Origin of the sequence: Neobacillus niacini (assembly GCF_031457145.1) — a bacterium.
Taxonomy (GTDB): domain Bacteria; phylum Bacillota; class Bacilli; order Bacillales; family Cytobacillaceae; genus Neobacillus; species Neobacillus niacini_J.
This window is the reverse complement of record NZ_JAVDVZ010000001.1, coordinates 427,246-448,402: the sequence shown is the minus strand read 5'-3', so window position 1 is coordinate 448,402 and position 21,157 is coordinate 427,246. Positions and strand designations below refer to the sequence as shown.

Sequence of the window (21,157 nt, the reverse complement as noted above, 5' to 3'; positions counted from 1 at the left end):
TCGTACCGATAGGGACAATTGTGGGGGTTAATAAGTATATTTTTATAAAGTTCTCTTTATTAAAGTTTACTAGTAAGGGTATAATAAAATTCATTATTTCTTAATCATTACTAACTTCTAAAAAAAACAAACAAGCCAGTCATCGATATGAATAACTGGCTTGTTGTCTCTTGTTTAGATTTCTTTGGCAACCTTTTGTGATAAAAATTCTGGTTGTGTTTCCTCTTCCTTAAAAATGAATTTCATCATCGGCGGTGTAACAATCGTGGTGATCAGAACTACGACTACCAAGGCAGCAAATAACTCCTGACTTAGTAAATTACTCTCTAATCCAATTGCCGCAATGATTAACGCTACCTCTCCTCGTGAAACCATTGCAGCTCCGATTCCTAAAGAACTCCTCCAAGAAAATTGTGATGCCTTTGCTCCCAGTGCAGCCCCGACTAATTTTGTTAGAATAGCGAGAAAACTAAGCCAAACGATTGGCCAAATATAATCTGTTATACCAGCAAAAGTTACTTTAAGTCCAATGGATGTAAAGAAAATAGGGACAAAAATGGAATAACCGATGGTTTCAACCTTTTCGACTATTTCATGTTTGAAATTTGTTAAACTAATCGCAATCCCAGCAATATATGCTCCAATAATCGCGGCTACTCCTGCTAATTCCGCAACATAGGCAAAAAGAAAGCAGATGATTAATGCAGCCGTGATAATTGTTTGTGATACCTTTAATGATGCAAATTTCTTTAGGACCCAAGGAACAACTTTCCATCCTACTAAAATCGCACCAGCAAAGAATAGTACTTTATTTAGGAGCATCAATCCTAAATGAACATCCCCACCACCTGCAAGGCTAAGTAAAAATGCCAGTGCAATAATGACCACAACATCATCAATGACTGCTGCTCCTAATATCGCTGCCCCTTCCTTTGATTTCAACTTATTTAGTTCCTTAAGTGCTTGAACAGATATACTTACACTAGTTGCAGACAGCAGCAGCCCCAGAAAGAGTGCTTGAAATGTAGTCAACCCCATTAAGACACCTGCAAGGTATCCTCCACCAAATGGTACAATAATACCGCTAAGCCCTACTATAGTTGAAGCTTTTCCAGAACGTCTAAATTCGTCAATATCAGTTTCTAGACCCGCAATAAACATTAACAAGATTACACCAATATGGCTCAATTCTTCTAAAGTAGCAGAATCGGAGATGACTCCAAAAATAGCAGGTCCTAGAATAATCCCCACAAGCAGCTTCCCCAAAACTGACGGTTGCCCCAATTTAACACTTATGTCTCCTGCAATCTTTGATGCTAATAAGATAATCGCTAACTCAAAAATTAACATTCATTTTCCTCCTCATTCATTTTTAAACAAAAAAAAGAACCTATCACTAAGGGACATAGTTATCCCTTGGTGACAGGCTCCTCCAAAAATTATTTTTATTTATTTACACAATAATAACATGCCTATAGTTTTCACTCAATGGTTTCTTAATCCCATTTCTTCATTTTATTTACAATTTTATCTATAAATACTTTTATAAAAGTTGACTCTCCTTTCTGTGTTTTTTGTTTATGCCATTCATTCGTACTAGCAACGGTTATCAAAACTAAACCAGCTAGTAATAAATAGCCCCACCATGGCATATTGCCCCAATAAGGTCTTGTTTGTCTCCTGCACCAACAAAAAAGTAGGCTTTAATCTGTAAGAACATTCCCGCTAATATGGATACCAAGGACAAAGTCTCTAAAATAATAGCATCATCGTGCTTTAGCGCCTAGCCGCTAAAGCTTTTTTCAATAAAAAGTTGTATCTTCACTCCAACTATCGGTATGATAGTAACATTACGAAAAATATTGGAGGCAAGTATGCTTACTTTTAACGAAAAATTAGCTATTATTGAATCATTTCCTGAACTAGAGAGAAAAGATGTCTCGCTCAAACGTGTGAATTTTCAGCTGCCAAACAGTGCGTCCGACAAAAAGAATGTGGTCTATCATCTCCATCCCAATGGAAATGGATTTGTTTATGCAGGGAACATAAATACCTATGAACAAACCTATCAAACAGATGATAAAGGAATGGTTAATATCCGTGACTTTAGCGCGGAGGACTTAAAAAAGTTGATTAAGGATTCCATCGAATCCTTATTACCGGTGGAAAAGTCACTTGCAGAAGAGGCCATAATTGGAAATCAAGTCGAAGAACGTTGGGTGAACGAGGAAAAGAATCATCTGATTGTCATCAATGAAAACGATTCGTGGAATATTTACTTTGGATTAAATCTAGAAGAAAGCTTCGATACCTACGGTGAAGCGGAGGATTTTCTAACAGAGGAAGGATTTCATCGGGTTTAAGACATATTTATTTCAAGCTGTGCGCAATGCACAGCTTTTTCTTATTTAATGGCTCTTTTCTTAAACTTTGTTGCTTTTTGGAACAAATATTAATTTCTATGCAAAATTTCCGCCAAAAATATAATAAATTTTAGTAAGAAAAGAGCCTACAAACTTAATTTTAAGAACAAAATAACTATTTCCACGTTAAAATCGGCATTAAGATTTTAACAACAATCGTTTCGAAAACAACCTATTTATTCAAGCTCAGCTATTTTTGCTAATTCCGTATCAATCAAATCATCCAAGCGGATAATGCTCTGTTTAGCCCGGTCATAATCAATCGATCGATAATGATGCATTCCTCCCTTTTCTTCATCCTTCTCATCCGCCCATTTAACAATTTGCTGTAGTGGTGTGCGAACAATATCGTTTGAAGGTAAAAAAGAATCGGTATGGAACAGAATCGCCAGTGCAATCGTCTTTGCCTTTATCGGATTTTCACCTAATCGGATTAATAATTTGTGCGCTCGCTCCGCCCCTTTTATAGGGTGAATGTCATTTTGTTTATATAAATCATAATCCCATTTTCCATTTTTATACCATGTGTAATGTCCCATGTCATGTAAAAGCCCCGCTTTTGCAGCAGTGTCAGTATCCAGTTGATGTTCTTTACCTAAATGAAAAGCATGATAGGCAACAGCAATAGCATGGGCAATTCCAGACCGATTTAAGTATTTTTGTGCAATATGATGCTCAAATATGTTAATTAACTTTACATCCCTCATATCAATCTCCTCCACCCATGCAGAATAATTTTTTAATATTCATTATATTATAAACATACCTCTAAAGCTACATATTAATCCATTATGACTAATAAACAAAAGGAGCTTCCATTAGTAATGAAAGCCCCTTTTGTTTTTAATATTCATTTATTATTCATTTGTAACTTCAGCATTTATTATACCTTTAGTTTCCGTTTCACTGGTACCTTCAGTATTATTATTAGATTCGTAATCTTTAACTTCGTCACTTTCAATGACCTCTTTTTTTACTTTTGGAGCTAAATATTCAAAGTCATTAGGATTAATCGGTGTGTACCCCGTTGGTTGGTAGAACCGTAATAGGTCTTTATGAACAATTTCATCTGAGATTTGAAGTTCTACAGCCACTTTATCAGCAATCGGTTTACACGCATCAGTTCCTTCTAGTAATTCTCCTGTTTCGTTACTGTAGCATTTCCCTTTTATTTGAACGATTTCAGGTGAAACGAAATCACCATTTCTAAATAAAGCCCAATTCCTGTGGTCCGGAGATAGTAAATCAGACCCGAGTTCCATATAGTCTTTTGTATCAATTCCTAATAAGTGTAGGATTGTTGAACGAACATCTGCCTGACCTGCATATTGCTGCTGAACTCCACCTTTTACTCCAGGAACATGTATAAATAAAGGAACACGCTGCAAGCCTGTATTCAGTGTTGGAGTGATTTCCTCAACGCCAAGAACCTTTGCCATTGCTTCATTATGATTCTCAGAAATACCGTAATGGTCACCATACATGACAATAACTGTATTATCGTATAAACCTGAAGCTTTTAGATCATTAAAGAACTGTTCAATGGCTTCATCCATATAATGCGCTGCTTGGAAATACTGGTCAACCACTTTATCGCCTGTATCGCCAGCAGGAAATGCAGTATCCTCTGGATCCATTTCAAATGGAAAATGGTTTGATAGTGTTAAAAACTTTGTATAGAACGGCTGTGGCAAACTCTCAAGCAATGGCATTGATTCCGTAAAGAATGGCTTATCCTTTAAGCCGTAATTCTTTGTATTTTCTTCCGTCATATTGTAATATTCAGCATCAAAAAATTGGTCATAGCCTAAAGCTTTATACATAACATTTCGGTTCCAGAACGTTTTATAGTTTCCATGGAAGGAAGCAGAATAATACCCATTCCCTTTTAATATGGCTGGCATCGCCTGGTAGGTGTTTTGCGCTTTATTGACGAAAACAGCACCTTGAGCCATTGGGTATAACCCATTTTCCATCAAGAATTCTGCATCAGATGTTTTTCCCTGTCCAGTTTGGTGGAAGAAGTTTTCAAAATAAAAGGCTTCATTCCCATGTACTAAGGAATTTAAGAATGGTGTTACTTCCTGACCATCCGACATCTTATAATCAATGGCAAAGCTTTGAAGTGATTCCATGGCAATATAGACTACGTTCATTCCTTTGGCTTTAGCAAAGTACTCAGGATTAGGTGCTGCGAAATTCGCTTTTCGATAGTTCTCAACATCTGTAATATCACTGCTGTCCGCAAGTGCTCGTTGACCGGAAGATTTAATGTTTTGAATCACATCGTAAATAGTAAAGTTATAGGCACCTAAATATTTTACTAAGTAATTTCTATCAAATGAACGGCTCAAAAGCTGTGGGCGATCCTTTTCTGCTAATCCAAGGTTAAATAAAAATACAGTGACTGCAAACAACAGAACAACTTTAAATGACCTTCTATTCTCAACCGTTACCTTCTTAAATACGGTAAGAGCTAGTGCTATTAGAATAAAGAAATCAGTGAAATACAAGAAATCAAATGGAGACATTAATGACAATGCACTATCTCCAAGCTGTCCAGCATTGTTTTTGGTCGACATTAATACGGGTACGGTAATAAAATCACTAAAGAATCTGTAATAACCGATATTTGCGTATAATAAGAACGACAAAATAAAATTTGTTATAATTAGAACAAGTTTCATTCGCTTTTTAAAAAGAAATGCTAATCCAAAAAAGAATAATGCTGAACTTAATGGATTAATAAATAAAAGGAATTTTTGTAGATTATTATCAATGCCAAGTGAAAATTCAATTTGATATGCTGCATATGTTTTTAGCCAGAATAAAACAACGGCAATTGCAAAGAAAGCAATATATCCATTATTTTTTATATTAGGCATTCTAATCTTTTTCATTTTAATTCTCCCCTCACTTACCAATGAACTTCGGTAAACGAACATCACTTACTATATCACATTTATTGTTAAAATAAAAACAAAACCATTTCCAGTAATACCCATTTCTTTCGCCAATTTTCACTATATTTAGCTAGTAATCTCACATTTTGGTAGCTTGGTCAAATTCATCAGAAAGCTGCATGTTTACATTATGAGTAGATCCTCAGTGCTTAGAACCTCTTTTATATAAGACGAAAGGAGCCACAATTAGTTTCAAATTTTTTCTGATTCTTATATCAAGTAATCATATACCGGAAATTTAGGGCGTGCAATATGCGTTTAGACTTATCTTTTACAGGATATAAAACAAGCTCCTTTTTTAGAAGTATGAAATGAACTATTTTATTCACTTCTATGGGTTCTAATACATTATGTAAGGTTAAGGAGGAAATCTGTAGGGATTTCTTCCTTATTTTCATGTTCCGAATCGTACACTGTATTAATAGAAGAAAACAGTTTCGAAATTATCATTTCAATGCGAATGAAATAACACTTGATGGTAAAAATAAAAAGACAATTTTTTTAGGAGTGGTAAAAAATGAATGTGAATCGTGTAAAGCAAATTCTTTCATCGTCTGCAGATATTGAGGTCAAATATAATGGAGCTTCTGTCTGGATTGACCAACTAAATGAGGACGGAAGAACAGCTACTGTTCACCTGAGAGGTCCTCTTGAGGAACGAAGCACCGTTGAAGTTGGAGAACTAATCGAAGAATAAAAATACCTCCACCTTTGCTCCTAAAGGTGGAGGTATTTTCAAACAGAAATTTTCTGCCTAAATCATGTCTTCGTTTTCCTTATCTATGTCTCTTGGCTGAGGCTTCACTTGTTGATCAAAACCTTTTCTTAGTACCTCTTGTGTATTCGTTCCCACATCTACTCTGGTATCAGACTTAGGAAGCTGGCTTAATTCTTTACCTCTTGGCATTGTCATCACCCCTTATCATTAAAATGTTCAAGGAGAGTAAAATTTAATCAAAAAATATTACTTTTGTAAGTCTTTGATGGCCGTGTGTGCTAAGAGTTGGATGGTCATATCATCCATTGGCGGGTTGTGGAGTCCTGCTCTCACATCCCGATAGTACCGCTGAAGTGGATTTTTCAAAGAAAGACTTCTTGCTCCTACTAATCTCATCGCCAAATCCACTACCTTGATGGCATTATTTGTAACTGTTAGTTTGGCAGCTCCTAGAAAAGGTCCCATTTCTCCTCTACCTTGCTCATCTGTATCGTCCCATTTTTTCGCAACAGAATGTAAGAAAAACTCAGATTCCATCAATTTCAATTCCATTTCTCCTATTTTTTGTCGAACATTCGGCAGGTCAATAATCGTCCCCTCTACACTGTTAGGAGAGTATTCTAATGCAAAGTTAATCGCATATTTCTGTGCCGCTTTTGCTATTCCAAGATAACAAGCTGGTATATGAAGAAGCCAACCGTTTGTTTTCTTCCCTTCCCTTCCAACTTGCTCGACAAAGTTTTCTTCTGGTATCGAAACATTTTTGAGGATTAAATCATGGCTTCCAGTTCCTCTTAAGGCAATACTATCCCATGTTTCTTCTATTAATAACCCATTTGAGGACCGAGGGATAAGGAAGTTTCCTATTTGATCACTTTGGGTTATAGATGCGCTAACAATAAAATAATCTAGGACAGGAGCCATGGTGGTAAATGTTTTTCTTCCATTAATAATCCAATGGTTTCCGTCTTTAATGGCAGTTGTTTCAGGTCTCCCTCCACGGGTTGGGCTTCCTGTTCCCGCCTCTGTTGCCGCACTATTTATTAATGACCCATTTTTAACGTCTTCACAGATTTTATTAAAGATGTTTTCATTCCAAGAATTTTTCTCTGATAGATTTTTGATTATACCCATATGCCATCCAATCGATAGCGCTGTTGCTCCATCTCCTTCAGCTATTTTTTCTTGAAAACGCAGCATATCATATAACGAAATTTCTCTCCCGCCAAACTTCTTTGGAACTGTTAATGCGGTATAACCTGTATCTTTTAAATCTTGAATGTTTTCGTAAGGAAAACTTCCCTCAATATCAACTTTATGGGCTCTTGATAAAAAACATTGTGAAAGCTCATTCATCAACTCAAACTGTTCATCAAATGACTCTATATCATGAAAATTCATAAAACAGCTCCTCAACTCCCTGTGGACAAATTGTTTAAATTAAATATGATAATACATGAATGAGGACATATTTTCCATTTTTATTAAGAAGTATTACTATATTTGTAGTTTTTGTGTCATAACTCACTGTGAAATAAGAAAAATTGTTCTATAATTTCAATAAGAAAAAATTACCAATAATCGTTTTTCTCCATAAAAGTTTCGGTTGTTTAGCTTTATTCAGGGAAATACTACTTATTTGAAATGAAGGGGGTTCTGATTTGTCACAAGGTGCAAAACAATTATACATTCAAACGACAAGCCTCATTGCAGGCTTTATGGTTTGGGTACTTATTTCGTCACTCATGCCTTACATACAAGCCGATATTAAGCTATCACCTACTCAAATTTCTTGGGCTACAGCAGTACCTGTAATACTTGGATCTTTACTCAGGGTTCCAATCGGTTATTGGACAAATCGGTTTGGTGCTCGAACCATATTTACGATAAGTTTTATTATCTTATTGCTGCCAATTGGGATTTTAAGCATTGCAAATTCTTTATTGATGTTAATTTTAGGCGGGTTTATGCTTGGTATTGGCGGAGCTGTCTTTTCTATCGGTGTAACCTCGCTGCCTAAATATTACGCAAAAGATAAACACGGATTTATTAATGGAATTTATGGTGTAGGAAATATTGGTACTGCCATTACTTCGTTCGCGGCTCCGGTTCTTGCCAATACATTTGGCTGGCGAACGACTGTTCAAATATTCCTTATTGTGGTTTTACTATTTGCACTGTTAAATTTTTTTTTCGGTGACAAAACTGAAAGAAAAGTTAATAACTCATTATCTGATCAAATTAATGCGGTTTATAAAAATCAAAAATTATGGTTTATAAGTTTATTTTATTTTATCACATTTGGTTCTTTTGTTGCGTTCACTATTTATTTACCGTCTTTCCTTGTTAACCATTTTGATTTGGAAAAGGTGGATGCGGGTTTACGGACAGCTGGATTTATAGCCTTAGCCACTGTATTTCGACCAATTGGAGGATGGCTGGGAGATAAGTTAAATCCGTTTCTTATCCTTGTAGGTGTATTTTCCGGACTTACATTCGCTGGATTTCTACTGTCTTTTACACCTTCTCTTCCTATTTATTCCTTTGGCTGTTTATTAGTTGCTATATGTGCTGGGACGGGTAACGGGACTATTTTTAAATTGGTACCTTTATATTTTTCGAAACAAGCAGGTATCGTGAATGGTATTGTCTCAGCAATGGGAGGGCTTGGCGGCTTTTTTCCTCCCATTATATTGACCATCCTATTTAATTGGACGGGGCATTATGCAATTGGCTTCATGGTTTTATCAGAGTTTTCACTTGCGAGTACAGTATTAGTTGTATGGCTCTACTATCAGGAAAAGCTGGGAATTTCAGCAAAGATTGTCCAACATGCTATAGATGGCATAACGGTTACCGATAAAAATGGAATCATCCAAAGTGTAAATCCTGCTTTTACAAGGATAACAGGATATACAATGGTTGAAGTGATTGGAAAAACACCGAGTGTCCTTCAATCTGGTGAACATGATAATGCTTTTTATAAAATGATGTGGGATAGTTTATTAACTGCGGGCTACTGGGAAGGCTTCATTTGGAACAAACGTAAAAACCAAGAAATCTATCGAGAATGGTTAACCATTACAGCGATTCGGGATGACAGTGGTGATACAAAAAATTATGTTGCCATGTTTCATGAAGTAGACGCTGAAAAGACATCATAGCTTTTGACCTTCTTCGGAGGGTCTTTTTTTTATAATAAGTTGCTTAACGGATGAAATTATTACAACTTTTTGTCTTTCCTCCCTAGTTCACAATTCCTTCACGATTTTTGTGACGTACGTCACAAAAATCATGTTACCATCTGGTTTATAGTGAAAATACAAACAACATCCACACAGAATTAAGAAAGTGGATTTAGGGAGAGATAAATATGCCTCGAATAAATTATTGGAATCCTGAAGATGAAAAATTTTGGAATGCAGAAGGAAAAAAACACGCAAAGCGAAATTTATGGATTTCTGTTCCATCTTTAATGCTTGCATTTATCGTGTGGCAAATTTGGTCCGTAGTTGCAATAAGGCTTAATGATATCGGTTTTAGCTTTACAGATGAACAATTATTCACATTAGCTGCCGTTCCAGGCTTAGTCGGTGCCACACTTCGTTTTGTTTATACTTTTGCAGTTGGCTCGATTGGAGGAAAAAACTGGACAGTAATTTCAACTGCCGTCTTAGCCATTCCAGCAATTGGTATTGGGTTCGCGGTACAAAATCCTGACACGCCCTTTTCGATTATGTTATTATTAGCAGCTCTTTGCGGTCTTGGTGGAGGTAACTTCTCTTCGTCATCAGCAAATATTAGTTTCTTCTTCCCGAAAAATGAAAAAGGTACAGCACTAGGTATAAACGGCGGATTAGGAAACATGGGTGTTTCTGTTGTCCAATTTGTTACACCATTAATCGTTACAACTGGCGCATTCGCATTTGCTGGTAAAGGTCAAGTGTTAGCAAATGGTCAAGAAGTATGGTTACAAAATGCAGCATTTATCTGGGTAATCCCAATTGTGATTATGACATTGCTTGCTTACTTTAAAATGGATAATGTACCAGGTGCGAAGCAATCAGTTGCAGACCAATTTGTTATCGTTAAACGCAAACACACATGGATTATGACGGTCCTATATATCGCAACTTTCGGTTCTTTCATTGGCTATTCAGCGGCATTCCCGCTTCTATTGAAATCACAGTTCCCAGAATACATCTCACTTGCCTTCCTCGGTGCCTTAGTAGCTGCTGCCGCAAGACCAGTTGGCGGTTGGCTGGCTGATAAGTTTGGCGGCGCTAAAGTAACGGCTATTGTATTCGTGGTTATGACAATTGGTGCCTTCGGAGTTATATACTTCTTAAATCTTAAACAATTTGCTGGTTTCTTAGCTTCATTTTTAGTTTTATTCTTAGCATCAGGAATTGGATCGGGTTCTACTTTCCAAATGATTCCGAACATTTTTATTCCAAAAGAAGCTGCACCAGTAATTGGTTTCTCAGCAGCATTTGCGGCCTACGGCTCATTCTTAATTCCTAAGCTTTTTGGATGGTCCGTTGAAACAACTGGTTCTTATGTGACAGCATTCTATTTCTTTATTGGATTTTATGTTATTGCATTTGCGCTGAACTATTTCTACTACCAAAGAAAAACAGCTGAAGATAAGCAATTAGTTAAACAAGCCGGGTAAACCCCGGTTTGTTTTTTTGTATTTAAAAAGGCACGGAATAAAAATCCCGTGCCTTCCATTTATATCTTTGAAATGGCAACCGCACATGCTTTATATTCCGCGGTTCCTGATATCGGATCATATTCGTTTAAGGTTAAAACATTCGTTGGTGTTTCACTCCAATGGAAACTCATGAACACTAAACCCGGAACAACCTGATCCGTAATTTTTGCTTTAACAGTTAACTCTCCTCTTCGCGAACGGACTTGAACCACTTCCCCGTCAGTAATTCCTAGAGCAAGCGCATCCTCTGGATGAATATCAACACTTTCTTCTGTCTGTTTCACCTTAACCCCAGGAGCATAGTGGCGGGTTTGCGAATGTGTATTATACGATTCATAACGTCTGCCTGTCGTTAGTGTAAAAGGAAACTCATCATCCGGAAGCTCCAGTGGCGGTGTGAAATCTACAGGAACGAATGGTGCCTTTTTACTAATAGACTCCTGATTATGAAATCTTTCGTGCATAACAAATGTTCCTGGGTGATCCTCACTAGGACATGGATAATGGATACTGTATTCATTTTCGAGTCTCTCATATGAGATTCCTCCATACATCTCCCCAGCGAGTTTTTTTACTTCATTCCAGATTTCTTCACTACTAGAATAGTTCATTGTGTAACCCATTATAGTAGAAAGTTCACAAAGGATGACCCAGTCTTCTTTTACATTCGGCTCGGGCTCCACGGCTTTACGGACTCTTTGTATTCTTCGGTCTGTATTGGTGTAGGTTCCATCAACCTCTCCCCATGAGCATGCAGGAAGAACCACATCCGCCATTTTCGCTGTTTCAGTCATGAATATATCCTGAACAATCAACAAATCAAGCTTCTTCATTAACTCTATCGTATGGTTCATATGAACATCTGCGAGCAATGGATTTTCACCTATGATATAGAGCGCCTTTAGTTCACCATCTTCGAGTCTGTCAAAGGTTCTTGTTTGTGTGTCACCTGCATGAGGATTCAGCGTGACATTCCATTCCTTTTCATATCGCGCCCGGTACTCATCATTGGCTAGACTCATGGCACCCGCTAATTGATTTGGCAGACAACCCATATCTCCTGCACCTTGCACATTATTTTGCCCTCTAAGCGGCATAATCCCAGTCCCCTGCTTACCAATATTACCTGTCAACAGTGCTAGATTTGCAATATCAAAGACATTATTAACACCACAATGGTGCTCGGTAATCCCAAGTGTATAGGCAATCATAGACCCACTTGAAGTCGCATATTCCCTAGCTGTCGTAACAATATCCTCAGCATTCAGTCCCGTAATAGAGGCTGCATATTCAGGTGTGTATCGCTCTACATGCTTCTTTAATGACTCAAAATCAATCGTAAATTGCTTAATAAACTCTTCACTGTATAAATTTTCCTTAATAATAACCCGCAAGAATGCATTAATGAGGGCGATATCAGTACCGACATTGATTTGCAAGTGACGATGCGAAAATTTAACCATGTCGATTTTTCTAGGATCAATGACGATTACTTTTAGACCATTTTTAATTGCTTTCTTAATTCTATTTGCGATGATTGGATGTGCTTCTGTGGTGTTCGACCCCATTAGCAGCAATACTTCTGCTCTATCAAAATCCTCTAACGTATTTGTTGGGAAACCGCTTCCAAATACAGTTGCCAGACCGGCAACGCTTGGTGCGTGTCACGTACGGTTACATCCATCAATATTATTACTGCCTATAACGGTTCTCATGAACTTTTGCGTTATAAAATTGGATTCATTCGTTGTCCTAGCACAGGCAAACATCGATATCGCATTTGGTCCCCATGTATCTCTAATGGAAGATAATTTATCTGCAATAAATTGGTATGCCTCGTCCCATGTTGTTTCTACTAAATGTCCTGCTTTTCGAATGAGCGGATTCATTAATCGTTTGTTTGAATGTACATATTCGTAGGCAAAGGCGCCTTTCACACATGTTTGACCTTTGTTTACCGGTGCATCCTTGTCACCGCGAATTTTCGTAATTCGATTGTCTTTTACTTCCAGCACTAAGCCGCAGCCTGTACCGCAATAACCACAAATGGTTTTGACAAAATTTGCTTCCCCCACATTTTCCCCTCCAATTTCAAACATTAGTACTTATATAAACATATTAATCTATTCCACTCAAAAGTAGCCTTATTTTTGAAAAAATAATTGTCCATTTTTTGAAAAATTCCATAAATGGACATAAAAAAACGGAAGAGATTATCTTCCGTTCGTTCATGCTAGTTTTGCTGGTAAAAGGATATTAAAAATTGTTCCCTTATCTAGTTCACTTTCAACAAACACTTTACCATTATGATTTTCGATAATCTTAAAGCTAACCATCAATCCTAGTCCGTTCCCATTTTTCTTCGTCGTATAGAATGGTTCACCGATCTGTTTTAATTTTTCCTTTGGAATTCCCACTCCAGTATCTTGAATGGAGATTTGGACATTGTTATTGTGTATCGTCGTTTTCACATGCAACTCGCCGCCATTTGGCATGGCTTCTATCCCATTTTTAATAAAGTTCAAAAATACTTGTTTTAAACGGTTTTCGTCACACTCAATTTGAATAATTTCATGAGGACAATCAAATGATAGTTTCACATGCTTCTTTCTGGCTTCAAATTCAAGCAGTGATACTACATTCTTAATTACAGGAACCACATTCTTTTCTTCTAATTCAACCATCTTAGGTTTTGCTAATACCATGAAATCCTCAACAATCGTATTAACCCGCTCAATTTCATCGAGAATAATGTTGATAAATTCTAAGCGTTCAGGGTCCTTCTCATCCAAAGTAAGGAACTCTGCATATCCTTTCATCGATGTAAGTGGATTTCGGATTTCATGTGCCACACCTGCTGCTAATTGACCAACAGCTGCCAGCTTATCCTGACGATGAAGGACTTCTTCAGCTTTCTTACGCTCAGTAATATCATTCCGAATCGCGACATATTGATATGGCTTCGCATTTTCATTTAAGAAAGGAACGATGGTCGTATCTACCCAATAAAAGTTTCCATCCTTCGCTTTATTTCTTATTTCACCTTTCCACACCTTACCTTCTCCAATTGTCTTCCATAAATCTTTGAAGAACAGTTTAGGATGATGACCTGAGTTTAAGATATTATGGTCTTTTCCAATTAGCTCTTCACGATTATATTTGGAAATCTCACAGAACTTATCATTGACACTTGTAATCATCCCTCTCGCGTCCGTAAAGGCAACAATCGTAGATTGGTCAAGTGCAAAGCGAATATCTGTATTATCTTTTATCGATTCCTTTAAGTGTTCTTCTGCTCTTTTTCGATCTGAAATATCTGAACGAATCGCTACATATTGATATGGCTTTCCTTTTTCATTCAAAAAAGGGACAATCGTGGTATCGACCCAATAAAAGGAGCCATCCTTTGCTTTATTTCTAATTTCTCCCCGCCAAGTTTTACCAGATTGTATTGTTGTCCACATATCTTTAAAAAAGTCTTTTGAGTGATATCCGGAATTTAACATGCGATGGTTTTTTCCGATAATTTCTTCTTTATGATACTTTGAGATTTCTTCAAACTTATCATTTACAAATATAATGTTCCCTTGTGGATCGGTTATAGCTACAATGGTTGATGCATCCAAAGCTGCAGTGATATCCTTTAAGTTGGTGTCAGATTCTGCTAACTGCTTGCTTATTAAAGTACTTGAAGCTATTAACCCGCTGATAATCAAAACCGTCACTAGCAATACTAAATAAACTAGAAAGGTTTCTTCATTGATAGATCCATTTCCTGTATTATTTGAAATAATCGTCGAGGCTCTTTTTAAAAGGAAATGCCCTTCAGCAATCGCCGCTGATATGATTAAGGCACTTATAGGTTTCAACCAAGTCTGATTCCCTTTTGAAAAGGTTTTTGAAGAAAAAAGAATCCATAAGGAAAATAAAAAAGACCCAAAAAGTAGTAGTCCTGAAAAAACAAAAAGCGGAACATTGTATGCAATCGTTAAGTTCATCGCGTAAATACTTATGATATGAATGGCAAAAACAGCTGTTGTTAAAAAGAAACTTCCGAAAAACAAATGAATGGATTTGATTTCCTTTCCAAAAAAAGGAATGAAGGCCATTCCGGAAAAGGCAATCCCGATAAGGATAGACAAGATTGTAAGTGGAATTTGATAACTTGAAAATCGATTTATATCAGCTGCAATAAGCCCAATAAAATTCATAACCCATATCCCGACGCCCATAGATAAAGCGCCGCCAAGATATAATAGCCTCTTATTATTAGAGTTTTTTATCAATGTGAACATATCTAACCCTGTATATGATGCCATGATGGTTAAACCTATGGCGGTAACAATTAAGAATGGATGTAACTCAGCAGATACTGTTTCCATTTACAGCATCCCCCCCTCTTACCTAATCTCTTTCTACTATGATTGTAATGTAAAGAATTAAGATATGAAAGCTTTTTTGTTCACAAAATTGTTGAATATACCTTCCTTTAACTATCAGTCATAAATAATATGTTCCAAACCTGGACAAAATTTAAATGCGGGATAAATGAATCATTTTTCAAAAAAATTAAATTATTTTTCAAAAAGGACTACACAAATTGATTTTTTTTGATTATACTGTACTACAACAGGTTGAAAGAAAATAAACTGTATTAAAGAAGGAGGAGATTTTTAATGTTAATGAATCCAGTTGAATTTTTCCGCACTTTGCCAAAAAAGGAATGTCCAGAATGTGGGCAGCACATGGTAGAACAAGCTGAAAGCTACTTAATGGAATGTGATCGTTGTTTAGCAAAAAGAGAAGAATAAGTAGAAAATATTTTTTTAATCGAGTTGTACTATAACAAAACATAATCTAATACACTGTATTAAAAAAGGGGGAGTTTTTAATGTTAATTAGTCCAGTTGAATTTTTCCGCACTTTGCAAGCAAAGCAATGTCCAGAATGTGGGCAGCACATGGAAGAACAAGCAGAAAGCTACCTAATGGAGTGCGACCGTTGTTTAGCAAATAAAGACGAATAGAACAAAAGAAATAACACGCTCCCCAAAATATGGGGAGTTTTTTTGTGCTGAAAATTAAGGAAGGAATAATCCCAATTCAGTAAGTAAAAGCTTAGAAAAGGAGGTGTTTGTAATGGCAAAGAAAACTACATCATCCAATAAGAAGCAAACATCCATTCAAGGAGGAATCTATCCTTCACAAAAATATGTTCCAGGTGAATCAGTTGATGAACATAAAAATATTGTGGACGCAAACATCATGTTAACCGGGGATGAAATCCGGCAGCAAAATGAAAATCTTTAAAAGAGGGAGGTAATTGTATAATGGATATGGTTAATATTGAGAGTGCAAAGCCAGGAGACGAAGTGTTTGTAATCTATCGTAATCCTCATGTTCCAACTGTAGCTAATATACGAGCCGCAGAAATTGTCGCTCATCCAAAGGATCCAAATGCTCTTGCACTGTTCTTAAATGAAACCTTTCATGTAATTGAAGATGATGACGCTCTTTTTCCTAGTTCCGAATCTGCACAAAAAGCATTTGATGGCCATTTTTTTGATTTTGGAGAAGAATAAAAGACTGTCATCTATTTGACAGTCTTTTTGAATATTATCTTCATTAAATTTTCGGAAGCTCTCTTATTTCTGTAGCCATCTCGTTTCCACACATTGGGCAGAGCAAATCGTCTGTAACGAAATCCTTTCTCATCCAGCCAATACAAGCACTATCCATGCAAGAATAGATTTCGGTTTCAAGCATAATTACTTCAATTTCTTCATCCTTAGCCCTTTTACCATAAAAAATGGGAACCGCCTCCTTTTTTTATAGTATGTACCAAAAATGTCCTTTTCATTGCTAAAAAACTTTCTTTACCATAAACAAATAAGAAAGGAATATTCTCCATGAAAAATGCTGGTAAAAAATTAACCGTCGTTGGTACCGATATTGAAGAAGTAAAACGATTAAATAGCCAATCTGGCTTAAGTTATAACCAGGTGAAACAATTGCTTGCTGAAAAATATGCTAATAAAAAGTAGAAATGAGGAAAGCTCCATTGTAAGAAATAATTTTAAGCATACTCGCTGGAATAGTGGTCGGAATCCTGTTTAGATATCTAAAACTCCCTATTCCAGCTCCACCTGTTTTAACAGGTGCCCTTGGAATCTTTGGTGTTTATTTTGGGGGTGTCATAGCAGAATGGTTAATAGAGAATTACTTCAGATAATTACAATAGGTAATTACCTAAATAAAAGGAGAACCTTCCGTGATTTGGAAGGTTCTCTATTTCAATTATCGGAATGCTTAGTAATGATGGTCAAAATCAATAATCTATTACACGTAAATTTCAATAATGTGTAACATAATTGACCTCTTTTTTACTTATTCAACACGTATGATTAGAGTAGGTCAAATAATTTTCAGGTGGTATTTATGACTGACACGCAAAGAGAAAACACTCTTACCAATGAATTAATTGAACTATTACATTCATCAGGGAGAATATTCGAAATAAAAAAAGGGTCGTTTTTATTCCAAGAGGGACAAGCTGCTTCTGAAATGTATCTTATTCTTTCTGGAAGAATTCAAATTTCAAAAATGAATGCTGAAGGTCAAGAGTTATACTTACGTTTATGTTCAGAGCACGACATCGTGGGAGAGTTAACACTATTTACCGAGGAGCCACGTTATATTTTCAATGCGAGAGTGATGGAAGACGGATATGTAGCAGGTATCCAATTAGACCTGCTAGAGAAAGCATTATTCCAGAATAGTAATCTAGGGTATCAGTTTATTAAATGGATGAATGACCATATTAGAAGCACGATGACTAAATTTCGAGATTTAGTGCTCTATGGAAAAAAGGGGGCTCTCTACTCTACCCTAATCCGCCTAACAAACAGTTACGGTCTTCTTCAAGAGGACGGAATTCATATCACTGTACCTATTACTACACAGGATTTAGCACATTTCTGCGGGACAGCAAGGGAAATTATCAGTCGAATGCTGACTATATTGAAGAAGCAGCAGATTATTTCTATCGATCATAAAAAAATAATCATTCATAATCTTGATTATCTAAAAAAAGAAAATGATTGTGAAAACTGTCCAGTCGCACAATGTACAATTGATTAGGCTGTTCTCGTAAGATTGTTGTTAATATCTTAAAGCCGATTTTAACGTGGAAATAGTTATTTTGCGCTTAAGAATTCAGTTTGCAAGCTCTTTTCTTACTAAATTTATGCGATATTTCTGCAGAAACACAGCACAATCATTAAATATTGTTCCAATTAGCAACAAAGTTTAAGGAAAGACCCATTGATTAAATAGTTTCATTGCCTATATGAATGTTCACACAATATCCACATCTTTTTCCTGAAAACTTCTTTATCTTTATGGAAGGAGGGAGAAAATATGAAAAAAATCTATCTTATATGCAGTTTAGCAGTATTCATAGGGATTACAGCTGGAATCTCTTTTTTTCTCATTCGGGATGCAAGTGCTAAAGTACCAGCCAATATTACTTTAATGAATCAGAATGGCGAGGATTACAATTTCGATAAAAACCCTAAACTAAAACTAGTCGAATTTATTTATACCAATTGTCCAGATATTTGCCCAACCACTACTCAAAAAATGGTGCAATTAAAGGGAGATTTAGAAAAAAGTAACGTATTCGGTAAAGAAATCGACTTCGTTACGATTACAATTGACCCTTATCGAGACACGCCTGAAGTGCTGAAAAAATACATGAACGCTTTTGAAATTCAAAATAATGACAATTGGATTTTCCTTACTGGTGATCAAGAAACGATTAAAGCTGACCAGAAAAAAATTAGAGAACTTGGAGAATCATTACAATTCCAATATAAAGATCCAGGTAATGGGCAATTTGTCCATACATCCTTCACCTATTTATTAGATGGAAACAATAAATTCATTGCCAAGTTTCCAATGGGAGAAGATTTTAATAAACGAGAAGTCTACGAAGAAATCATGGATGAAATTAACTAATAGGAATGAACAAAAGGCGCAAGCGCCCTGGTCAGCGGCGTATGGCCTCCTCAAAAAAGCTAACGCTTTTTCTTCGTGTGAAGTCTATGCTGCCGAAGCTTTCCTTGTGGAGCGCTCCAACTGAGATAAAGGAAACACGAAGAGCCGGAGGCGCATTCGTGCTTGACTTATCGTAGGGCGGAGAGCGAAGGACACTAGCCGCTAGGGCGCTGGAGCTGGATTCAGATAACTATTCCAAGTTATCAACACTAGTATGAGTCTAAAAATTCCTATACAATAAAAAAAGCGGTTAGTCCCTGGGATTAATCGCTTTTTACTACCTATTTAATTCACGGATGAAGGATACTTTTTTATTTGTTGTAAAGATAATAGGTAGTTGGACTTGGGTTTTGTGAGACTTGCTTTTATTCCGGCCTGCTTTAACTTATTAACGAGTTCAGTAAGTTGCTTTTTCGACATAGTTCTCACCTACTTCATTCCTTCATACTTCTTTACCCAATTCTACAATAAAAGTATGAATAAAGTGTGAAAACTGCGAAAAAAAATTAGAAAAATTTTCTGCATTTTATTTTATTTTCTCCTATTAACACTTCTCATTCTACAAAGAATTCGCTCTTCATCCTTTTTAATGGTATAATTAAAAGATATTTTGCTGTTGGAGGATTTTATAAATGATAACTGTAAGTAACGTAAGTTTAAGATATGGTGACAGGAAGTTATTCGAAGATGTAAATATTAAATTTACACCAGGGAATTGCTATGGTCTTATCGGTGCAAATGGCGCTGGAAAATCGACTTTTTTAAAGATATTATCCGGAGAAATTGAATCTCAGTCCGGCACTGTTCATCTTGGTCCTGATGAACGAATGGCTGTATTAAAACAAAACCACTTTGAATACGAGGAACAGGAAGTATTAAAGACGGTTATTATGGGGCATGCAAGACTTTATCAAGTGATGCAAGAAAAAGATGCCATTTATATGAAAGATCCCTTCACTGATGAAGATGGAATGAAAGCAGCAGAGCTTGAGGGTGAATTTGCTGAACTAAACGGTTGGGAAGCAGAGCCTGAAGCAGCTATTCTATTAAAAGGTCTAGGAATTGGTGAAGACTTACATTATAAAAAAATGGCTGAATTAACTGGTTCAGAAAAAGTAAAGGTTCTTCTTGCACAAGCTCTTTTTGGCAGACCTGATGTATTACTACTCGATGAGCCCACGAACCACTTAGATATTAAAGCTATTCAGTGGTTGGAGGAGTTCTTAATAAACTTTGAAAACACAGTCATTGTCGTATCCCATGACCGTCATTTCTTAAATAAAGTTTGTACCCATATCGCAGATTTAGACTTTGGAAAAATTCAAGTTTATGTGGGTAACTATGATTTCTGGTATGAATCAAGTCAATTAGCTACAAGACTGACTTCTGATGCAAACAAAAAGAAGGAAGAAAAAATTAAAGAACTACAGGCTTTTATTGCTCGATTTAGTGCGAATGCTTCTAAGTCAAAGCAGGCTACTTCTCGTAAGAAGTTATTAGATAAAATCACACTAGATGATATTAGACCATCATCCCGCCGCTATCCGTTCGTAGGGTTTACACCTGAACGAGAAATTGGTAATGATTTATTAATGGTTGAAGGATTAACAAAAACAATTGATGGTGTAAAAGTCCTTAATAACGTAAGCTTTTTCATGAACAAAAGTGATAAAATAGCTCTTGTTGGACCGAATGAAGTTGCAAAAACAACTCTTTTCAAAATATTAATGGGTGAAATGGAAGCTGACAGTGGAACCTTTAAATGGGGTATTACCACTTCTCAAGCCTATTTCCCTAAGGATAACTCCGAGTTTTTTGAGAACAGTGACTTAAATCTTGTTGATTGGCTTCGCCAGTTCTCACCTAAAGATGAAAGTGAAAGCTTCTTACGTGGATTTTTAGGAAGAATGCTGTTTTCAGGTGAAGAAGTACTTAAGAAATCAAGCGTCCTTTCTGGAGGAGAAAAAGTTCGTTGTATGCTTTCTAAAATGATGTTAAATGGAGCGAACGTTTTACTTCTTGATGAGCCAACAAACCATCTTGACTTAGAATCCATTACAGCATTGAATAATGGTTTAATAAACTTTAAAGGGTCCCTTATCTTTTCCTCACATGACCATCAGTTTATCCAAACCATCGCTAACCGGGTATTCGAATTAACTCCAAATGGATTAGTTGATAAGCAAATGACATACGATGAATATCTTGAAAATACCGAAGTTCAAAAACAAGTTACAGAAATGTACAATAAATAGTATAAAGCGGGCACATCGGGTGCC

General features: G+C 36.3%; 21 protein-coding genes and 1 pseudogene. 13 read left to right on the top strand and 9 right to left on the bottom strand.

What is annotated here, in order from left to right:
- Positions 1-174 precede the first annotated feature (174 nt).
- Positions 175-1,350, bottom strand: a complete 1,176-nt coding sequence (locus J2Y03_RS02430; protein WP_310190334.1) for a cation:proton antiporter — start codon at positions 1,348-1,350, stop codon at positions 175-177.
- Between the two features lie 524 nt (positions 1,351-1,874).
- Here J2Y03_RS02430 and J2Y03_RS02425 point away from each other — a divergent pair.
- Complete coding sequence (locus J2Y03_RS02425) at positions 1,875-2,363, top strand: hypothetical protein (RefSeq protein WP_310190331.1); 489 nt, start codon at positions 1,875-1,877, stop codon at positions 2,361-2,363.
- Positions 2,364-2,599: 236 nt separating this feature from the next.
- On the opposite strand, the gene J2Y03_RS02420 is transcribed toward J2Y03_RS02425, so the two are convergent.
- Complete coding sequence (locus J2Y03_RS02420) at positions 2,600-3,130, bottom strand: HD domain-containing protein (protein ID WP_310190328.1); 531 nt, start codon at positions 3,128-3,130, stop codon at positions 2,600-2,602.
- A gap of 150 nt (positions 3,131-3,280) precedes the next feature.
- Positions 3,281-5,323: a lipoteichoic acid synthase gene (gene ltaS / locus J2Y03_RS02415; RefSeq protein ID WP_310190326.1), complete on the bottom strand. Its 2,043-nt coding sequence runs from the start codon at positions 5,321-5,323 to the stop codon at positions 3,281-3,283.
- Between the two features lie 580 nt (positions 5,324-5,903).
- Between ltaS and J2Y03_RS02410 the strand changes: the two genes are divergently transcribed.
- A complete protein-coding gene (locus J2Y03_RS02410) occupies positions 5,904-6,083 on the top strand; it encodes an H-type small acid-soluble spore protein (RefSeq protein WP_310190323.1) in 180 nt (59 codons plus the stop codon).
- Positions 6,084-6,140: 57 nt separating this feature from the next.
- Here J2Y03_RS02410 and J2Y03_RS02405 read toward each other — a convergent pair whose 3' ends face one another.
- Together J2Y03_RS02405 and J2Y03_RS02400 are read right to left on the bottom strand one after the other, a co-directional pair.
- Positions 6,141-6,293: a hypothetical protein gene (locus J2Y03_RS02405; protein ID WP_165903173.1), complete on the bottom strand. Its 153-nt coding sequence runs from the start codon at positions 6,291-6,293 to the stop codon at positions 6,141-6,143.
- Between the two features lie 57 nt (positions 6,294-6,350).
- Positions 6,351-7,505, bottom strand: coding sequence for an acyl-CoA dehydrogenase family protein (locus J2Y03_RS02400; RefSeq protein WP_310190320.1), 1,155 nt, complete (start codon positions 7,503-7,505; stop codon positions 6,351-6,353).
- A gap of 317 nt (positions 7,506-7,822) precedes the next feature.
- Here J2Y03_RS02400 and J2Y03_RS02395 point away from each other — a divergent pair, with 317 nt between their 5' ends.
- Positions 7,823-9,268, top strand: a complete 1,446-nt coding sequence (locus J2Y03_RS02395) for a NarK/NasA family nitrate transporter (protein ID WP_310191327.1) — start codon at positions 7,823-7,825, stop codon at positions 9,266-9,268.
- Between the two features lie 209 nt (positions 9,269-9,477).
- Entirely contained in the window at positions 9,478-10,779 is a 1,302-nt protein-coding gene (locus J2Y03_RS02390; protein WP_310190318.1) for an MFS transporter, read from the top strand.
- Between the two features lie 59 nt (positions 10,780-10,838).
- Here the strand turns inward: J2Y03_RS02390 and fdhF are convergent, their stop codons facing one another.
- The 3 genes and pseudogenes from fdhF to J2Y03_RS02375 form a co-directional block, all read right to left on the bottom strand.
- Entirely contained in the window at positions 10,839-12,710 is a 1,872-nt protein-coding gene (gene fdhF, locus J2Y03_RS28855; RefSeq protein WP_396954166.1) for a formate dehydrogenase subunit alpha, read from the bottom strand.
- 24 nt (positions 12,711-12,734) lie between these two features.
- Positions 12,735-12,920 (bottom strand): annotated as a pseudogene (locus J2Y03_RS28850) (hypothetical protein); the annotation flags it as partial.
- 129 nt (positions 12,921-13,049) lie between these two features.
- Entirely contained in the window at positions 13,050-15,203 is a 2,154-nt protein-coding gene (locus J2Y03_RS02375; RefSeq protein ID WP_310190315.1) for a PAS domain S-box protein, read from the bottom strand.
- Positions 15,204-15,497: 294 nt separating this feature from the next.
- On the opposite strand from J2Y03_RS02375, the gene yhfH (J2Y03_RS02370) reads away from it, so the two are divergent.
- The 4 genes from yhfH (J2Y03_RS02370) (at position 15,498) to J2Y03_RS02355 (ending at position 16,402) form a co-directional block, all read left to right on the top strand.
- Positions 15,498-15,632, top strand: a complete 135-nt coding sequence (gene yhfH, locus J2Y03_RS02370) for a protein YhfH (RefSeq protein WP_132094440.1) — start codon at positions 15,498-15,500, stop codon at positions 15,630-15,632.
- A gap of 80 nt (positions 15,633-15,712) precedes the next feature.
- Positions 15,713-15,847, top strand: coding sequence for a protein YhfH (gene yhfH, locus J2Y03_RS02365; RefSeq protein ID WP_310190311.1), 135 nt, complete (start codon positions 15,713-15,715; stop codon positions 15,845-15,847).
- Between the two features lie 112 nt (positions 15,848-15,959).
- Positions 15,960-16,130, top strand: coding sequence for a hypothetical protein (locus J2Y03_RS02360; RefSeq protein ID WP_165903175.1), 171 nt, complete (start codon positions 15,960-15,962; stop codon positions 16,128-16,130).
- A 20-nt stretch (positions 16,131-16,150) separates the two neighbouring features.
- Positions 16,151-16,402, top strand: coding sequence for a transcriptional regulator SplA domain-containing protein (locus J2Y03_RS02355; protein ID WP_310190307.1), 252 nt, complete (start codon positions 16,151-16,153; stop codon positions 16,400-16,402).
- Between the two features lie 43 nt (positions 16,403-16,445).
- On the opposite strand, the gene J2Y03_RS02350 is transcribed toward J2Y03_RS02355, so the two are convergent.
- A complete protein-coding gene (locus J2Y03_RS02350; protein ID WP_310191321.1) occupies positions 16,446-16,631 on the bottom strand; it encodes a cold-inducible protein YdjO-related protein in 186 nt (61 codons plus the stop codon).
- A gap of 98 nt (positions 16,632-16,729) precedes the next feature.
- Here J2Y03_RS02350 and J2Y03_RS02345 point away from each other — a divergent pair, with 98 nt between their 5' ends.
- From J2Y03_RS02345 to J2Y03_RS02325, 5 genes are all read left to right on the top strand, one after another.
- The gene (locus J2Y03_RS02345; protein WP_310190304.1) at positions 16,730-16,864 is read left to right on the top strand and encodes a hypothetical protein; all 135 of its coding nucleotides are present in this window, start codon (positions 16,730-16,732) and stop codon (positions 16,862-16,864) included.
- A 26-nt stretch (positions 16,865-16,890) separates the two neighbouring features.
- Entirely contained in the window at positions 16,891-17,052 is a 162-nt protein-coding gene (locus J2Y03_RS02340; RefSeq protein WP_310191318.1) for a XapX domain-containing protein, read from the top strand.
- Between the two features lie 206 nt (positions 17,053-17,258).
- Positions 17,259-17,960: a Crp/Fnr family transcriptional regulator gene (locus J2Y03_RS02335; protein ID WP_310190302.1), complete on the top strand. Its 702-nt coding sequence runs from the start codon at positions 17,259-17,261 to the stop codon at positions 17,958-17,960.
- Between the two features lie 279 nt (positions 17,961-18,239).
- Positions 18,240-18,839: an SCO family protein gene (locus J2Y03_RS02330; protein WP_310190301.1), complete on the top strand. Its 600-nt coding sequence runs from the start codon at positions 18,240-18,242 to the stop codon at positions 18,837-18,839.
- Between the two features lie 671 nt (positions 18,840-19,510).
- A complete protein-coding gene (locus J2Y03_RS02325) occupies positions 19,511-21,133 on the top strand; it encodes an ABC-F family ATP-binding cassette domain-containing protein (RefSeq protein WP_132094455.1) in 1,623 nt (540 codons plus the stop codon).
- Positions 21,134-21,157 lie beyond the last annotated feature (24 nt).